This window comes from Hyphomonas neptunium ATCC 15444 (genome assembly GCF_000013025.1).
Classification (GTDB): domain Bacteria; phylum Pseudomonadota; class Alphaproteobacteria; order Caulobacterales; family Hyphomonadaceae; genus Hyphomonas; species Hyphomonas neptunia.
Window position 1 is genome coordinate 2792076 of sequence record NC_008358.1, and the last position, 16608, is coordinate 2808683.

At 61.7% G+C, this 16608-nt stretch carries 16 protein-coding genes and 1 tRNA gene; 3 read left to right on the top strand and 14 right to left on the bottom strand.

Going from position 1 to position 16608, the window contains the following annotated elements:
* Nucleotides 1–102: 102 nt before the first annotated feature.
* From HNE_RS13000 to HNE_RS13030, 7 genes are all read right to left on the bottom strand, one after another.
* The gene (locus tag HNE_RS13000; protein WP_035592107.1) at nt 103–726 is read right to left on the bottom strand and encodes an energy transducer TonB; all 624 of its coding nucleotides are present in this window, start codon (nt 724–726) and stop codon (nt 103–105) included.
* Nucleotides 727–737: 11 nt separating this feature from the next.
* Nucleotides 738–1157 (bottom strand): ExbD/TolR family protein, encoded by a 420-nt coding sequence (locus HNE_RS13005; protein ID WP_011647618.1) that lies wholly within the window; start codon nt 1155–1157, stop codon nt 738–740.
* A 10-nt stretch (nt 1158–1167) separates the two neighbouring features.
* Nucleotides 1168–1584 (bottom strand): ExbD/TolR family protein, encoded by a 417-nt coding sequence (locus HNE_RS13010; protein WP_011647619.1) that lies wholly within the window; start codon nt 1582–1584, stop codon nt 1168–1170.
* Nucleotides 1584–2093 carry a MotA/TolQ/ExbB proton channel family protein gene (locus HNE_RS13015; RefSeq protein WP_011647620.1) on the bottom strand — a complete coding sequence of 170 codons (510 nt, stop codon included), beginning with the start codon at nt 2091–2093 and terminating at the stop codon, nt 1584–1586. The genes HNE_RS13010 and HNE_RS13015 overlap by 1 nt, the downstream gene beginning before the upstream one ends.
* A 35-nt stretch (nt 2094–2128) precedes the next feature.
* Nucleotides 2129–3523, bottom strand: coding sequence for a MotA/TolQ/ExbB proton channel family protein (locus HNE_RS13020; protein ID WP_011647621.1), 1395 nt, complete (start codon nt 3521–3523; stop codon nt 2129–2131).
* A 35-nt stretch (nt 3524–3558) separates the two neighbouring features.
* On the bottom strand, nt 3559–4326 hold the full coding sequence (locus HNE_RS13025; RefSeq protein WP_011647622.1) for a DUF3450 domain-containing protein: 768 nt from the start codon (nt 4324–4326) through the stop codon (nt 3559–3561).
* A gap of 569 nt (nt 4327–4895) precedes the next feature.
* Nucleotides 4896–4969, bottom strand: a tRNA-Gln gene (locus HNE_RS13030).
* A gap of 197 nt (nt 4970–5166) precedes the next feature.
* On the opposite strand from HNE_RS13030, the gene sppA reads away from it, so the two are divergent.
* Nucleotides 5167–6945: a signal peptide peptidase SppA gene (sppA, locus tag HNE_RS13035; RefSeq protein WP_011647623.1), complete on the top strand. Its 1779-nt coding sequence runs from the start codon at nt 5167–5169 to the stop codon at nt 6943–6945.
* Between the two features lie 125 nt (nt 6946–7070).
* Nucleotides 7071–8075: an NAD-dependent epimerase/dehydratase family protein gene (locus HNE_RS13040; protein ID WP_011647624.1), complete on the top strand. Its 1005-nt coding sequence runs from the start codon at nt 7071–7073 to the stop codon at nt 8073–8075.
* Here HNE_RS13040 and HNE_RS13045 read toward each other — a convergent pair.
* The 3 genes from HNE_RS13045 to HNE_RS13055 are packed head-to-tail and all read right to left on the bottom strand — an operon-like array spanning nt 8057 to nt 10975.
* The gene (locus HNE_RS13045; RefSeq protein ID WP_011647625.1) at nt 8057–8791 is read right to left on the bottom strand and encodes an RluA family pseudouridine synthase; all 735 of its coding nucleotides are present in this window, start codon (nt 8789–8791) and stop codon (nt 8057–8059) included. The two genes, HNE_RS13040 and HNE_RS13045, sit on opposite strands and share 19 nt — an antisense overlap.
* On the bottom strand, nt 8788–9672 hold the full coding sequence (locus HNE_RS13050; protein WP_011647626.1) for an aminoglycoside phosphotransferase family protein: 885 nt from the start codon (nt 9670–9672) through the stop codon (nt 8788–8790). Before HNE_RS13050 ends, HNE_RS13045 begins: the two co-directional genes overlap by 4 nt.
* Nucleotides 9665–10975, bottom strand: a complete 1311-nt coding sequence (locus HNE_RS13055; protein ID WP_011647627.1) for a replication-associated recombination protein A — start codon at nt 10973–10975, stop codon at nt 9665–9667. Before HNE_RS13055 ends, HNE_RS13050 begins: the two co-directional genes overlap by 8 nt.
* A 60-nt stretch (nt 10976–11035) precedes the next feature.
* Here HNE_RS13055 and HNE_RS13060 point away from each other — a divergent pair, with 60 nt between their 5' ends.
* Nucleotides 11036–11872 (top strand): TauD/TfdA dioxygenase family protein, encoded by an 837-nt coding sequence (locus tag HNE_RS13060; RefSeq protein WP_011647628.1) that lies wholly within the window; start codon nt 11036–11038, stop codon nt 11870–11872.
* A 76-nt stretch (nt 11873–11948) separates the two neighbouring features.
* Here HNE_RS13060 and HNE_RS13065 read toward each other — a convergent pair whose 3' ends face one another.
* The 4 genes from HNE_RS13065 to HNE_RS13080 all read right to left on the bottom strand — a co-directional run bounded on the left by HNE_RS13065 (nt 11949) and on the right by HNE_RS13080 (nt 16514).
* On the bottom strand, nt 11949–13370 hold the full coding sequence (locus HNE_RS13065) for a Do family serine endopeptidase (protein ID WP_011647629.1): 1422 nt from the start codon (nt 13368–13370) through the stop codon (nt 11949–11951).
* 131 nt (nt 13371–13501) lie between these two features.
* Nucleotides 13502–14947, bottom strand: a complete 1446-nt coding sequence (locus HNE_RS13070; protein ID WP_011647630.1) for an MFS transporter — start codon at nt 14945–14947, stop codon at nt 13502–13504.
* Nucleotides 14948–14985: 38 nt separating this feature from the next.
* The gene (locus tag HNE_RS13075) at nt 14986–16209 is read right to left on the bottom strand and encodes an acyl-CoA dehydrogenase family protein (RefSeq protein WP_011647631.1); all 1224 of its coding nucleotides are present in this window, start codon (nt 16207–16209) and stop codon (nt 14986–14988) included.
* 14 nt (nt 16210–16223) lie between these two features.
* Nucleotides 16224–16514 (bottom strand): putative quinol monooxygenase, encoded by a 291-nt coding sequence (locus tag HNE_RS13080; protein WP_011647632.1) that lies wholly within the window; start codon nt 16512–16514, stop codon nt 16224–16226.
* Between the last annotated feature and the right edge of the window lie 94 nt (nt 16515–16608).

Genomic DNA, 16608 nt, shown 5'->3' on the forward strand with positions numbered 1-16608 from the left:
TGGACCTGATGGGTCGCCGGACAAGCCCATGAGCCCGGACCGGCAACGCCTCCGAAGGGGCTGATGGCCGCCGCTGCCGGCCGCCATCACCCGATTGGGGGCCTACTGGATCTTGAATTCCAGCGGGTAGACCACGTTCCTGCGCTCAACCGCCTGACCGCGGACGATCTTCGGCGCAAACTCCACGCGCGACACCGCGCGTTCAGCTTCCGACTTGAAGATGTTGTCCGAACAGGTGGCCGAGATGTTGTACGGTTTGCCGCGGGTATCCACGTCAAAACGGACATCACATTCGCCCGAAAGACCCCGTTCAGCCGCACGCTGCGGGAACGAAGGTGTCGGCGGACGGATCGGCTGCGCATCCCGGTCGGACACGGCAACCGGATCAATCGCCAGCGAGTTCATCCGGCCCAGATCGAGGTTCTGCGGAACAGCGCCATCGATTTTAGGTGTGGGCAGGTTGATGCTCGACTTGGTGGCCGACTGTTTCGGCGGCGGTGGCGGCTTCTGCGCAGCGTCGATCCGCTTGGGCTGAGACCGTGAACGGGTCCGCACTTCGGAATCCTGCTTCTGCGGAGTGATGGCCGCCAGCGTCCGGTTTTCACCTTCAGCCAACTCGATCTCGTCAACCGAAATGAGCGCACTCATCATGAGGAAGAGGATCACCACGATCGGAATGGCAATGACCACACCAACCAAGAGGCGCATGAATGGATTGTTTAGCATACCGATCCTCCTTAGCCCGTCGTCTTCGCCGAGATGTTGATGACCGTATCCCCATCAATCTTGTTGATCGCTTCCATCACGTCAACCATCACCTGGGCTTCAGCATCGACATCGGTCTGGATTACAACCTCGCCGCGCGGGTTATCCAGGCGCATCTCCTTGATAACGAAGCCAATCTCGTCCTGGCTCACAATCTGTTTATCAATGTAGATTTCGCTGTTCTCGTTGATCGCGATGAGGATGGCGAGCGGCTTGGCCGCTGCCTTGTTATCCACATCCGGACGAACGATCGGCACTCCCGGTTCCTTGATGAACTGGGCGGTCACGATGAAGAAGATGAGCAGGATGAACACGACGTCCAACATTGGCGTCAGGTTCACGTCATCCTCTGCGCTGCCCCCACCCGCTGCCAGGCGTTTTTTTCTAGCCATTGGGTGTCTCCTAGGTCTGCGAAATGACGATGTTCACGCGGTCAGTGAAGCCCGCATTGTACGCTTCGTCCCGGATCTTCACCACAACGCCCGAGCGGGTTTTGGGGTGAGCCTGAATGATAAGCGCACTTTGCGGATTTTCTGCGACCACGCGCTCAATGTTTGCACGCACGGAGCTGATGTCCGTCGGGCGGCCGTTCACAGTGATAAGGCTCGACTCGTCAATGTAAATCAGGATCGCCTGCTGTGCCTCCTGGATCGGTTGATCCGGCGGCGGTGGAGGCGGCGGCGGCTCGAGGCCGATCGCTTCCTCACGTGCAAATGTTGACGTCACGATGAAGAAGATGAGCAGGATGAACACGACGTCCAGCATGGGCGTCAGGTCGACGTTTGCCTCTTCGGCCTGTCTCGATGTACGTCCACGCATCAGCTGATCTCCATATCATCTTCGACCGCCTGGACGGACCGGTTTACACGACGGTCCATGCCCGAGGTGAACAGGATGCCTGACAGAGAGGCAACCATGCCCGCCATGGTCGGGATTGTGGCGCGCGACACACCGGCCGACATGGCCTTGGCGTCCGCACCGGAGGTGATGGCCATGATATCAAACACGGCCACCATGCCCGTAACTGTGCCCAGCAGGCCCAGCAATGGCGCAAGGGCCACCATCGCTTTCGTCAACTGGACGTTCGCTTCTGCCTTGGCGCGCACTTCGGAGACGAGCTTGTCGCGGATCCAGTGAGCCGGCACGGACTTGCGGTCCGTGCGGGCATTCCACTGGGCAATCGCGTCAGCTGCCACCTGCTTGTGGGCAAAGCGGAAGTAGAACAGCCGCTCCAGGATCAGGGCCCACATCACGAATGTTGCGGCCATGATGACGATCAGAACTGGACCGCCACGATCAAGGAAGGCTTGTAGGTCTTGGAAACCCATACCGGGTTACTCCTCGAGCGCTCTGAGGGACGGGCTTATGCCCGGCCCCCGTGAATGGCTTCCATTTTCTCGGCAACAAGACCGGCGGCCTGCTCGTCGAGCAGCTGCTGGTTGGAGCGAGCCATGGCAGAAACGACGGCGTGGATCAGGAGCAGCGGGATAGCTGCAACAAGACCGAACACAGTCGTCATAAGAGCGACCGAGATACCGCCAGCCATCAGCTTCGGATCGCCGGCACCGTAGATGGTGATGGCGGTGAAGGTGATGATCATACCGACAACGGTACCCAGCAGGCCGAGCAACGGAGCAACCGCGGCCAGAACCTTGATGATGTCGTTGAAGCGCTCGATGCGGGGGCTTTCGCGCAGGATCTGCTCGTCCAGCTTCAGCTCGAGGGTTTCAACGTCCGCATTGCGGTTGTTCTCGTAAACTTCGAACACGCGGGCGAGCGGGTTGCCGGTGCCGGCCTGGCGGGTTTTCGCCGTACCGCGCATTGCGCCGCCGCTCGTGAAGAGCGTGAACATTTTGTAGAGACCGATCAGGATACCGATGATCGCGAGAACCGCGATGACGGCGCCAACCTGGCCACCCTGTTGCAGGCGGTCACCGAAGGACGGCAGGTCGCCAAGGATACCGAAGAGGTTGCCTTTGGACGGATCGACCGGAGCCTTGACGACTTCGCCTTCACCGGCGCGAACCAGCGATGCCATGGAGGAAGAGTAGTTGCCTGCAGGCTGCTTGCCGAAGACCTGAAGGAAGGTATCGGAACCCGAACCGCGGACTTCGACGAAGGCGCGGGAATCGGTGGTGGCAGCAGTGAACACGCCGACGCGGAGCAGTTCTGCTTCAGCGTTCGAACCCTCAGGGCCGATGCCGTTGACAGTGGTCGTGAAGGTTTTGACTTCCGACTGAGCGATCATTTCCTGCAGCATCGCCTTGGGCAGACGCTCCAGCTGGGCGCGGGTCGGCAGAACGCGGGCTTCGGCGATCTCGGCGATCGCTTCAACGCGGTCCGGATAGTCGAAGTTGGCGAAGGAATTGGCGATTTCCGGCATCGTTGCGCCGGCAGCCGAACGGAACTGACCGAGCAGCTCCTGGAAGTCGCCTGCCTGTTCGGAGACCTGGGCTTCCAGAGCGCCGAGCTGGGCTTCGTTTGCGTCGAACTCTGCGCTGAGAGCCGCGGCGCGGCCTTCAGCAGCGTTCAGGGCGCTGCGGCCTTCGGCCATGCGAGCGGCCTGGCTTGCGGTGTCCTGCTGGAACTCGCGCAGGCGAGCCTGGTCAGCAGCAGACATCTGCTCGGAGTCGCGTTTCACGGCGGCGAGCACTTCGGAAAGGGACTGGGCAACCGCCGGCGGCGCAGCGAGAACTGCCGTCGAAGCGAGCAGGACCGAAACACCCAGAGCCTTCAGAGAGGATTTGAACTTAGACATGTTTTAAAACCTTTGTTTCTGACGGTTCAGGCCGGTTACTGGACCGTGAACTTCTGGACCGGGGCGAACAGAACAACCTGCTGAGCTTTGCCCTGCGCAACGTTGATGGCACGCTGAACATCCTGGACATAGCTGCCTGGCAGCGCGACCCACTCACCGGTGGCACGGTCGAAACGAGCGGCTTTGCCGTTCGGCGTCAGATAGACGTAGGACACGCGGCCGTAGAGGAACATGTCAACCGTCGTCGGGTTACCGTCGATGGTGATCTCTTCCTGCCAGGTGTCGATCGTGCGGCCGTATTCCATTTCAGCCTGATAGGCTTCCATGATGAGGCGGTACTGCTCGGACGCCGGAACGTTCGGGCTGGCCATCACGCCGTCGAGGGCGTCGAGGCGCATCGTGCGCTCTTCCATTTTGAACGGAAGGTCAGCGGCAACGAAAAGCTTCAGGTCTTCGATCATGCCGAGGAGCATCGGAACCGTTTGAGCGGTGATGTCGTCGATCGAGCCGAGCTGTTCGGTGAGCGAGGCGATCTCTTCGCGCTGGCTCGTGACAACGAGTTCCTGCTGCTTGGCGAACAGCTCTGCTGCATCGCGGCGCTGAAGAAGGGTGCGGTATTCGCGAACCATGTCGGAGCGTTGATCATCCAGCTGGTTGATCTGGTCCTGAACCTGTTCAGCTCTCCGGGTAGCCTGCTCGCCCGTATTCAGTGCCTCGCGGAATTGAGCGTGGGCGGGGATTGCCAGCCCGGCGATCAGCGCAGCAGCGATCACACTGCGCGCGGGTGAAAGAAATTTGTTCATGAGGTCAGCCTCTCAACTCTCCAAACGGTGACGCGCCCTCAAGGGCGCGCAAATCCTGGTTGCGGGCGAACCTGCTTGCGAGGTCGTCCCGATTGTACTGGCTCGCACACACAGAGCCGAAAGTTGACCCGGAAGAATAAGGGAGAAAAACCCAAACACCTTCCCCTGCTTAATTACGGGGCGCTATCCGCCCTCTGTTTTTCTCGAGATGATCCAGCGGCATTCTGCTGCAGATCGCCGAAAGCACTTAGCTGTGAAGCCTAACGGTAACAATCCTATAATTACGGATCAATCAGGCTTTACCATTCATTCAGAAAATATCCTGACCCATCTGTAACGCAACCTGCCCCGCGCAGTTCCATCCGGCGGAAACAAAGCACCGCCGTGGCCCCTCTAGCGATCTAACATGACAGGTTTACGGTTGCCGGTGTGAAAGTTGCAGCCATTTGCGGCAGCGCTGCACCATTCATTGGCATATCTTTTGGCGCACGTCACATAGCGATGACGCAAGCGGCCGCGCGCGGGCGCTGCGGCGCGCCGACAACAGAAACAGCAGGACGGGAGAGAGTTGGCTGGGGTGCTAGGATTCGAACCTAGGGTGGCGGTACCAAAAACCGCTGCCTTACCACTTGGCGACACCCCAACAGTGGAAGCGCCAGATAGCCAACCTTTATTGCGCTGGCAACACCTGCTGCCAGCCTTTTGCACACGGATTTCACCAGAACGCCTGCGGCAAGCCCCCACAGCACAGCAGCTCTTTACATTTTATCGATTATCAACAATATCCATTTTGAACATATTCGCGCATCCTGCGCGCCCCTTATGGAAGGCCTCCCGGAAATGAAAACTTTTCTGCTCTCCATGGCAGGCGCCTTCACGGCGATGATCCTTTTCATCATCGTGGGCTTCTTTTTCCTCTTCACCCTTATCGGCGTCGCGGCGAGCTCCAAGCCGCCCCATCCCGATGACATTATTCTTACGCTTGATCTCAACGCCGCCTATCCCGACCAGGCGCCCGCCGGCGGGCTTGCCGCCCTGTCGGGCACGCCGGGCTTCATTGATCTGCTGCTCAAGCTGAAAGAAGCCGAATCGGACGATTCGGTGAAGGGCCTCTTCATCCGCGGCGCCGATTACGGCTTTGGCACCACCCGCGCCGAAGAACTGCGCGAAGCCATTCAGAGCTTCAAGGCGTCAGGCAAATTCGTCATCGCCCATTCGCAGGGCATGTTCGGCTCCAGCGGCCCGTCGGCCTTTCACTCGATCTCGGCGGCCGATGAAATCTGGATGCAGCCGGGCACCGACCTGATGGTCACCGGCGTGGTTTTCGAGACCGAATTCTACAAGGGCCTGTTCGAGAACATCGACCTGCAGCCGCAGGTCTATCCCTTCTATGAATACAAGAACGCGCCCAACTCTTATAATGAGACGAGCTATACCGAGCCCCACCGCATGGCGATGGAAGCCCTGGCCACCTCGATCTGGACCACGGCGCTGGAAGAGATTGCCGAAGATCGCGGCACCTCTGCCGGGCAGCTGCGCGCCGCGCTGGAAAGCGGCCCCAAGCCGGCCGAAACCGCGCTTGAGCTGAAGCTGGTCGACAAGCTCGGCTGGCCCGAAGACGCTGAAGAAGCCGCCATTGCCCGCGCCGGCAATGACGACGCTGAAATGATTGACCTCGCGGTCTATGCCGCGCCCACCAAATATAACAGCAAGGCTCCGCTGATCGCTGTTGTGGGCGGCGAAGGCCCCATCGTGACCGGCGGCGCCGATGGCGGCTCGCCTTTCTCTGATGCGCCCGCCTTTGCATCCGACACCGTCGCCCGCGCCATTCTGGACGCAGCCGAAGACGAAGACGTCAAAGCCATCGTCTTCCGTGTCGACAGCCCCGGAGGCTCACCGACTGCGTCTGACCAGATCTGGCGCGCGGTGGAACGCGCCAAGGAAGCGGGCAAACCGGTTGTTGTCTCGATGGGCGCCTATGCGGCTTCGGGCGGGTATTATGTCTCGACCGGCGCAGACGCGATCCTGGCCAACCGCGCGACGCTGACCGGCTCGATCGGCATCTTCGGCGGCAAGCTCGCCCTGGATGGCACCTTCAACAAGATCGGCGTCACCTTTGACTCGGTAACGGTCGGCGGCGATTTCGCCTCCGCCTGGGGCACCTCGCCCTTTACCGAAACCCAGGAAGCCGAAGTGAAGGCCAGCCTGAAACGCGGCTATGACCGCTTCCTCAACCATGTCGGCGCCGGCCGCGACATGACCTATGATGAAGTGCATGAAGTGGCCCGCGGTCGCGTGTGGACGGGTGAAGCCGCCCTGCAGCAAGGCCTGGTCGACGAGATCGGCACCTTCATGGACGCCATCGAGAAAGCCAAGGAACTGGCCGGCATCGAAGCCGATGTGAAACCGCGCCTTGCCTTCTATCCCTATCGCAAGACGGGCCTCGAAGCGCTGGAAGACCTGTTTGGCGTTTCCGCAGAAACCGCGCGCGCCGCCGCCGTGATCAGCACGATAGCCGGGGATGAGCGCACGCAGGCGATGCTTCAGGAGCTGGCCACGGCCGAGGCCATGAATGCCGGACAGGCCATGGCCCTTGGCCCGCGCATCCGCGAACGCTGATCGCGCCCGCAATTTATCTATCGCAGCACCCTCGCCGAACTGGCGGGGGTGTTGCAGTTTAAGGGGAATTGATACCCTGCCCTTCACTCCGGCCTCCTCCCGGCCTGCCAGCAGATGAGACTGACATGAAAATCCTCGTTACCGGCGCGGCCGGCTTCATCGGGAGCGAGATGGCGCTGCGGCTTCTCAAGGAGGGCCATAGCGTGACGGGCGTGGACTGTTTCACGCCCTATTATGATCCCCAGCTGAAAGAAGACCGCGCCGCGCGCCTGACGGCGTTTGACGATTTTCGCCTGGAGCGCATCCGCATCGAGGACAGCGAGGCGATGGAGGCGGTGTTCCAGCGCGATACCCCCGAGATGGTGCTCCATTTCGCCGCGCAGGCCGGCGTGCGCTACAGCCTCGACCATCCGCGCGACTTCATAGACGCCAACATCGTCGGCTCGTTCAACATCATTGACCTTTCGCGCCGCCACGGCACGCAGCATCTGGTGATGGCCTCGACCAGCTCTGCCTATGGCGCCAACCAGAAATTCCCATTCGAGGAGCGCGATTCAGCGCCCTACCCGCTGACCATCTATGCGGCGACGAAGCTGGCCAGCGAGTTGATCGCGCACAGCCATGCCCATCTTTATGGCGTGCCGACGACCGTGCTGCGCTTCTTCAGCGTGTATGGCCCGTGGGGGCGGCCGGATATGGCGTTCTTTCTGTTCACGGACAAGATATTCAAGGGCCAGCCGATTGACGTGTTCAATCATGGCGACCTGTTGCGCGACTTTACCTATATCGACGACCTGGTAGAGGCCATCCGCCGTCTGATGGATACCCCGCCGGTTGTCGGCAATCACATCATCCGGGGGGATTCGCTGTCACCGGTGGCGCCCTATCGCCTGGTGAATATCGGCAATGCCAGCCCTGTGCGCCTGATGGACTATATCGAGGCCATCGAAGGCGCCATCGGGCGCAAGGCCGAGAAGAACATGATCGACATGCAGCCGGGCGACGTGAAGCAGACCTTTGCCGATGTCCGCCTGCTGGACGCGCTGACCGGGTATACGCCGGACACGGATTATCGCACCGGCATTGCCCGCTTTGTCGACTGGTATCGCGATTATTTCAAGCCGGCCTGAAGGCCCGCCTTTTCGGCCGCCGCCCTGAAATCCTCCGGCACGGGCGCTTCCAGCGTGAGCGTGCCACCTTCGGGATGGGGCACTTCCAGACGCGCGGCATGCAGCATCACCCGCGGCGCGGTTGCCTGCCCTTCGCCATAGAGCCCGTCGCCAAGGATGGGGCAGCCAAGCGACATGAGATGCACGCGGATCTGGTGCATGCGCCCGGTTTCCGGCGTCAGCTGCATCAGGGCATGATCCTCGTTGCGGGCGAGAACGGCCCAGCCGGTGCGCGCGGGTTGGGCGCCCTTGCGGCTCGGCTTGGCGAGAATCATGCGGGGGCGCCCGCCTTCCTCGACCTTCACAAGCGAGGCATCGATTACCCCATGCTCCGCTGGCGGAAGTTTTCCCTTCACGAGGGCGAGATAGGTTTTCTGTGCGTCGCGCCCGGCAAAGGCGGCCGACAGGAACGCGGCAGCCGGCTGGGTGCGCGCGGTGAGCATGACGCCGGAGGTACCCTGATCGAGCCGGTGGACAAGGCGCGGGCGCTTGCCGTTGGATTTGGCAAACGCCCAGAGCAGGTCATCGAGCGACTGGCCCACGCTGCTGCCCCCTTGCGAGGCCATGCCCGGCGGCTTGTTGAAGCCGAGGATGGCGGCGTCCTCATGGATCAGCAGGCTGCGCGCAAGGGCGGCTGCCTCCGGGCTGAGGGCGGGGATGTCGCGATTGCGGGTCATGGGAAGTCTTTCATCAGGCGCTCGATCATCTTTTCTGACATGTCGCAGCGAAGGGCGTTTTCATAGGCATAGGGGAGGTAAATCACGGCCATCGACAATGCCCAACCCGCGCCGCGCAGCCAGTCTGCATCGTTTGCGCCCAGGGAGGCGCGGAAAACTTCGCGCGCGGGTTCGTCAAACATCGTCCACGCGCTGAGAAGATCGCAAGCCCCATCGCCGACGCCGCAGAGGCCCCAATCGATAATACCGGAAACTTGGCCATCCGTAACAAGAACATTTCCGGGGTGAACATCGCCGTGCAGCCAGACTGGGACACTGGCCGTTTGGGCCCGAAGAGCTTCAGACCAGAGACGCTTTGCCCATCCGGAATCAATATTCGGCAGGCGAGCGAGCGCCTTTTCAAAGGGAGCTGTGCGATAAGTAAGCGGCGCGCCGCGCCAATTATTGTCTGGACCGAACCGGAATTCATCATCGGGCGGAATGCTGCGCAGGAAGATGAAGAAGTCTGCGAGCCGGCAGGCGGCTTCCTGAGGATCGCTGAGCGCGCTGTCTTCAAGGGGCGCGCCGGGCAGCCATGTGAGCACCGACCAGGGATGAGGAAACACCTGACTGGGCGTGCCGGTCCCGTAGACCTCAGGCACCGCGATCGGCGCGCCGACAAAGCGTGGCAACGCGCGCGTCTCGCGCCTTGCGGTACCCACCGCCCACGGAGCTTTCGGGAAGCGGGCGCAAAGATCATCGCCAATACGGACGATATGATTGTCCGTGCCCTTGGAAACCTCAGGGCAGATGTGTCTGCCTGCGAGGCCGGGGAACTGGCTGGCGATCAACTGCCTGGCAGATTGCGGGTCCGGCGGAATCAGGGGCGCGGGTTCACTCATCGAGGCGGGATTTGCGAAGGGCGGCGATTTCTTTCAGCCAGTCAGCGATGGGGCGTTCGCGGCCTGCGCCCTTGGGCGTGTAGTACTGTTGGCGGCCCATGGCGTCGGGGAAGTAGTTCTGGCCGGAGACACCTTCTTCCGTATCGTGATCATAGACATAGCCGGAGCCATAGCCCTGATCTTTCATCATCGAGGTCGGCGCGTTGAGGATGTGTTTGGGGGGCATCAGGCTACCGGTTTCAGATGCGGCGCGGCGGGCGGCCTTGTAGGCGACGTAGGCGGCATTGGATTTGGGCGCGGTCGCCAGATGAATAACCGCGTGGGCGAGCATCAGCTCGCCTTCGGGCGAGCCGAGACGCTCATAGGACCGGGCCGCTTCCCCGCAGATCATCAAGGCGGTGGGATCAGCCAGGCCAATGTCTTCACTCGCCATGCGGATGAGGCGGCGGGCGATGAAGAGGGGATCTTCGCCGCCTTCCAGCATCCGCGCGAACCAGTAGAGCGCCGCGTCGGGATCTGATCCGCGCACGGATTTGTGCAGAGCGGAGATGAGGTTGTAATGTTCCTCACGGTCCTTGTCGTAAGCGGCGGCGCGTTTCTGGAGGCCGGTGGCGATTTCCTCCAGGCTGAGGAGGCCCGGCTCGCCGCGCATGGCGTAGGCCTGCTCGACGAGGTTCAGCAGGTAACGCCCGTCGCCATCGGCCATGCGAATGAGGGCTTCGCGCGCATCGGGCATGGCGGGCAGGCGGCGGCCCATGGCCCGTTCGGCGCGCGCCATCAACTCGCGCAGATCATCATCCTCGAGACGGCGGAGGACCATCACCTGACAGCGCGAAAGCAAAGCGCCGTTGAGTTCGAAGCTGGGGTTCTCGGTCGTGGCGCCCACCAGCGTGACCGTGCCGCTCTCCACGAAGGGGAGGAAGCCATCCTGCTGGGAGCGGTTGAAGCGGTGGATCTCGTCCACGAAGAGGAGCGTGCCCTTGCCGACGCGGCGGCGGGCCTCGGCCTTCTCGAAGGCGGCGCGCAGATCCTTGACGCCGGAGAAGATGGCCGAGAGGGCCTCGAACTCAAGGTCGGTTTCCTGCGCCAGCAGCCGGGCAATCGTCGTCTTGCCCACGCCCGGCGGGCCCCAGAGGATCATCGAGACGAGCCGCCCATTGCGCAGCATGGCGCCGATGGGGCCATCGGGCCCGATCAGATGCCCCTGCCCGACAACATCGGACAATTTCTTGGGGCGCAACCGGTCCGCCAGCGGGCGGGGCGCGTCATCCTCAAGGCCGGCGGCGGAAAAAAGATCGCTCATGGGTGTCTTCTAGGACTTTGGTGGCGGCGTGGTAAGGTGGGGATTGGGAGGAAATATAAAATGACCCTGACTGTTACACCCTCTGATATGGCCTGCGGCGCGCAGGTGCGCGGGCTGGATTTATCGAAGCCGGTTACCACGGACCTGGCGGCGGAAATCCGGGACATCTGGCTGAAGCATCAGGTGCTCTGCTTTCCCGAGCAGAACCTCAGCGATGATGACCTCGAACGCTTTACCCTCGCCTTCGGGCCGTTTGGCGATGATCCGTTCATTGCGCCGATACCGGGGCGCAAACACATCATCGCGGTGAAGCGGGCGGCGGGCGAGACCTCGCCGATCTTTGCCGAGAGCTGGCATTCAGACTGGAGCTTTCAGGTAAAGCCGCCGCAGGGCACCTGCCTTTATGGCATCACCATTCCGCCCGAGGGCGGGGATACGCTGTTCGTGAACCAGTATAAGGCTTTGGCCGAGATGCCGGAGGATCTGCGCCGGCGGATCGAGGGAAAGAAGGCGGTCCATTCAGCGAAGAATGCCTATTCCCCGAAAGGCATGTATGGCGCAGGCGATAAAGGCCGCAGCATGGACATCCGCGCCTCGGACGAAGCGGAGGCGGCCAATACGCACCCCTTCATCCGTACACACCCGGAAACCGGCCGCGAAAGCCTGTTTGGCTGCGCCGGCTATATCGTGGGCGTAGAGGGCATGGAGCAACAGGAGGGCTGGGACCTCATCACCGAGGTTTACCGCTGGCAGACGCGGCCGGAATTCCAATACCGCCACCGCTGGGAAAAAGGCATGCTGTTGATGTGGGACAACCGCTGCACGCTGCACATGGCCACCGGCGGCTATGCCGGGCACGACCGGCTGCTGCACCGCACGACGATCGGGTCCGCCTAAAACAAAAGGCACACATTATAACGAGCCAAGGTCCCGGATCGGCCCTTTGGGCCGTCCGGGATGACACTTCACGGGATCAGGTGCGCACTGTGCCTCGCACCACGCGGCCGTTGCGTTCGATTTCGATGTCCCATTCGCGGGTGTTGGCTTTCAGGACGTCCTGAATTTCCTTCACCGTCTTGGTCTGTTTTCCGTTCACGGAGCGAATGATGTCGCCGGGGCGGAAATAGTTGCGCGAGATGGTGCCACGCGTGACGGAGTGGACATAGATGCCCGAGCCGCGCGTGAAGGGATCAAGGCCATTCTCTTCGGCGAGGCGGGGCGAGAGCTCAATCACGCGGGCGCCGTTGAAGACCGAGCCGTTGGTGAGGAGGACAACATCGGCCTCTGTCGCGCCTGGTGGGGGCTGGACTTGAACATTGATCGTCTGGGCCTTGCCGCCGCGCAGCACGGAGAGCTTGGCGCGCTCCCCCGGATTGCGGATGGCGGCGAGGAATTTGAGGCCCTTTTCATCGAACACTTCGCGGTCGTCGATGGCGGTGACGAGGTCTCCGCGGCGCAGGCCCGCGCGCTCTGCCGGGCCATCAGGATAAACCTCGGTGACCATTACGCCCACCGGGCGATCAAGGCCTTGCGCCTTGGCGATGTCGAAGCTGACCGACTGGGCGGCAAGGCCGAGCCAGGGGCGCACGAAGGTGCCGCCATTGACGGCCGCATCAACGACGCGCTTGACCATTTCGGCGGGGATCGCAAAGCCGATGCCGACCGAGCCACCGGTGCGCGAGAAGATCGCCGTGTTGACGCCGACGAGTTCGCCGCGCGTGTTGACGAGGGCGCCGCCCGAATTGCCGGGGTTCACCGCTGCGTCGGTCTGGATGAAGAACGAGTAGTCGTTGATGCCAACATCCGTGCGGGCGGTGGCGGAGATGATGCCGTTGGTGACCGTCTGGCCGACACCGAAGGGGTTACCGATGGCGAGGACGAGATCGCCCACCTGCGCGTCGCGGGTATCAGCGAAGGGCAGCACCGGAAGGCTGCGGCCGTCGGTGTTGATCTTCAGGACAGCAAGGTCTGTGCGCTCGTCGCCCAGCAGCAGCTCGGCGGGATATTCACGCCGGTCGCTGAGGACTACGCGGAACGTGTCAGCGCCCTGGATGACGTGATTGTTGGTGACGATGATGCCGTCAGCGCCGACGATGACACCGGACCCGAGCGAGTTCTGCACACGGCTTTGTGGGGCAACGCCGAACATCAGCTGTTCCAGCGTCATGCCGCGCTGGGAGACATTCTTCTCTGTATAGACGTTGACGACAGCCGGAGACGCCTGGCGCACCAGCGGCGCGAAGGTGAGGCTGATCTCGGACGTGGAGGCGGGCACACGCTCAACCGGCGCGCCTTCGGGCATGCCTTGGGCAAACACAGGCATGATGGCCATCATCAATGCCATGAGCGCGGCGAGGAAGGCAGCCGCGAGCAGCTTGGAAACGTGTCGGGTCATGTTCATGAGATGGGTCATGATCATGGCTCTATTGCGGAGCGAATTATGGCGCAATCGCGCCCGCATGACATTTCAGACAGGTCATACCGCCGCAGGGAAGTGTTTCTGCTCCCTGCGGCGGCGATAGCCTGTCAGCCTGCATCCTGTTGTGCCTGCCGCACTTTCAGCTTTTCGAGGTTGTCGGCATGGCTCTCGCGGCTGATCCGGTAGAAGCTGATGCAGATGAGCATCAGGGTCCAGGCCGTGATCAGCGAGAGGCCATAGCCCCAGCCGAGCATGCGAATCTCATCCTGAGTCGCTGCCTCGACGCCACCGCCCTGGGACAGGCCGGCCACGGCCAGCACCATCGAGGCCGTGATAACCCCTGCCCCTTGCGAAAGTTTGCGGATGAAGCTGATGCCGGCAAAGAAAATGCCTTCCGAGCGCCGGCCCGTCTGCAACTCCGAATCTTCCACAATATCCGCCACCATGGAGCCCAGCAGCATCTGCGTGGCGATGATGAGGGAGAGGTCGAAGATCGTGATCGAGATGACGATCAGGAACAGCTCGTCCGAGCCATTGGGCGGCAGGAGGCCGAAGAGGCGCAGGAAGACCGGGAGCGGCGCGATGGTGAAGGCGAGCGCACCGATGGTCATGGCGCCGCGCTTCTTGCCGAAGGTCTTGCCGACGAGGGGCGCAATGATCAGGGCAAGGACCGCCGAGATGTAGACACCCATCGTGAGGTTGGCGATCTGGGTGTTATCGAACTCCCAGAAGATGGTGTTGATATACTGGTTAAGCGTCGCCGAGATGCCCGTAGCGATCAGGCCGCAGAGCGTGGCGATGAACAGCGCGCGGAAAGACGGGTTGGAGATCGTCTCGAAGATTTCCGCGAAGATGCGCCCGATGGTGAGATTGCGCGCCGGTGGGGCAGCTTTCAGGTTCGGAATGTGGCTGTGCGTGCCGCCTGCGCAGATGGCGACGGCCAGGAATATGCAGATCGCCGAGATGAAGCCGTAGGTTTTCCAGCCCTCAATGTTGAAGACGCCGACCGGGATTTCCTCCGTAGGCACCAGCAGGAAACGGAACAGCAGGATCTGGATCGTCAGGCCGCCGAACCAGCCGAAGAAATAGCGCAGCGACATCAGCGAGGTGCGCTCGTCATAGTCGGACGTCAGCTCGGCCGAGAGGGCGGAGCTGGGCACATCATAGAAGGTGAAGCTGAGGCGGACGAGGATGGTGGTGGCCACCAGCCAGGGGAAGAGATCGTTACCGTCCATGCCCGCGGGCGGGTTCCAGGTGAGGAAGTATGTCACCGCCGTGGGGATCAGCGCGGCATACATGAAAGGGTGGCGGCGCCCGAAGCGCGTGCGCATGTTGTCCGACCAGTAGCCGACGACGGGATCTGACACCGCATCAACGATCAGCGCAATCAGCAGCGCGAGGCCGACAAGGCCGGCATCGACGCCCATGATGTTGCTGTAGAAGAACAGGAGCGCGTAATCGAAGCCGTTATTCTTGATGCCATCTGCCGCGCCGCCGATACCGAACGATACGCGCGTAAATAGGCCCGGCTTACCGGACTGGGTCACCGCCATTGATTCCTCCCGAAATTTGCTGCGTGTTGCTTCGGCCCTCAGAGGCCGAGCACCATCTTCGCTATGATGTTGCGCTGGATCTCGTTGGACCCAGCGTAAATGGATGTCTTTCTGTAATTGAAGTAGCTTGGCGCGGCAGTCAGCAGATGCTCCGGGGTCGGAGCTTTCACGTTCGAGCCGGGTTCTGCCAGCGCGATTGTGTCCTGCATGAACGGGTTGCCATAGAGGCCGGCGGCCTCAAGCGTAAGTTCGGTGATTTCCTGCTGGCAGTCAGAGCCCTGATATTTCAGCATCGAGCTTTCCGGGCCGACATTCTGCCCTGCGGAGAGCGCCGAGAGCACGCGCTGCTCGGTGGCGTCTATGGCTTCGATGCGCATTTCCAGGAGCGCCAGCTTGCGGGCAAAATCCGGGTTGCGGATGACCGGCTCGTTGCCGTCCACCTCTTTGGAGGCGATCTTCTTGGTCTTGCGCAGCATATTGCGCAGGCCCGAAGCATAGGCGTTGCCGCGTTCGAATTCGAGCAGGTATTTGGCGTAGGTCCAGCCTTTGTTCTCTTCGCCGATCAGCGCATCTTTGATCTTTACCCGGACATTCTCGAAGAAAACCTGGTTGATCTCGTGCTGGCCTTCAGCCGGACCGTCCAGTGTGGGCAGCGCGCGCACGGTGATGCCCGGCAGCTTCATCGGGAACACGATGAAGCTGATACCTTCCTGGGGTTTGCCCTCCTTGCTGGTGCGCACGAGGCAGAAGATCATGTCGGCCCATTGGGCGAGCGTCGTCCAGATCTTGGAACCGTTGAGGACATATTCGTCCCCGTCGCGCACGGCGCTCATTTGCAGGCCGGCAAGGTCTGAGCCTGCGCCGGGCTCGGAATAGCCCTGGCACCACCAGACATCGGAGGTGAGGATCTTAGGAAGGTGTTCCTTCTTCTGCGCCTCATTGCCGAACGCCATGATGACCGGAGCCACCATCGAGACGCCGAACGGGGCAACGTTGGGCGTGCCCGCGCCGGAAAGCTCGGCATGGAGGATGTGGCGCTGGGTGGCCGTCAGGCCGGGGCCGCCATGCTCCTTGGGCCAGTTCAGGGCCATCCAGCCTTTCGCCGCCAGCTTCTTCTGCCACGCGACCTGACTTGCCTTGTCGACATAGCCATTCTTGGTCAGCGCCATTTTGGCGCGCAGCTCCGCGTCGAAGTTTTCCGCGATCCAGTCGCGGGCTTCCTGCTGGAATTTGAGATCGGACGGCGAAAGGGAGAGATCCATGACCGCCGCTCCGCCTATTCTACGATGTCGTAGTATTGAACATCCGGCGCGCCCGCGAGGACAGCGCCGAGCTTGGGACCGGCGGCCTTGAAGTAATCGGTCTGGCCGTGGGATTTCAGGGCATCTGCCGAGGCATACTGCTCCATGAAGATGTATTCGGTGGAGGAGCCCTTGGTCTTGTAGAGCTGATAGGTGAGACAGCCGGGCTCGTTCGCCTTGACCTTGGCCATCAGGTCTTTGGCGACCTGTTCGAACTCGGCCTGCTTGCCGTCCTGGATGTTGAGCTTAGCGACTACACCGATCATCGTTTCCTCCGAAGATTATCGTTCTTCGCTACACTATGGAGTCCCCGGCCTTCGGCAAGCCTCTCGCGAGGTCAGCCTGTTGTGAATTGCATTT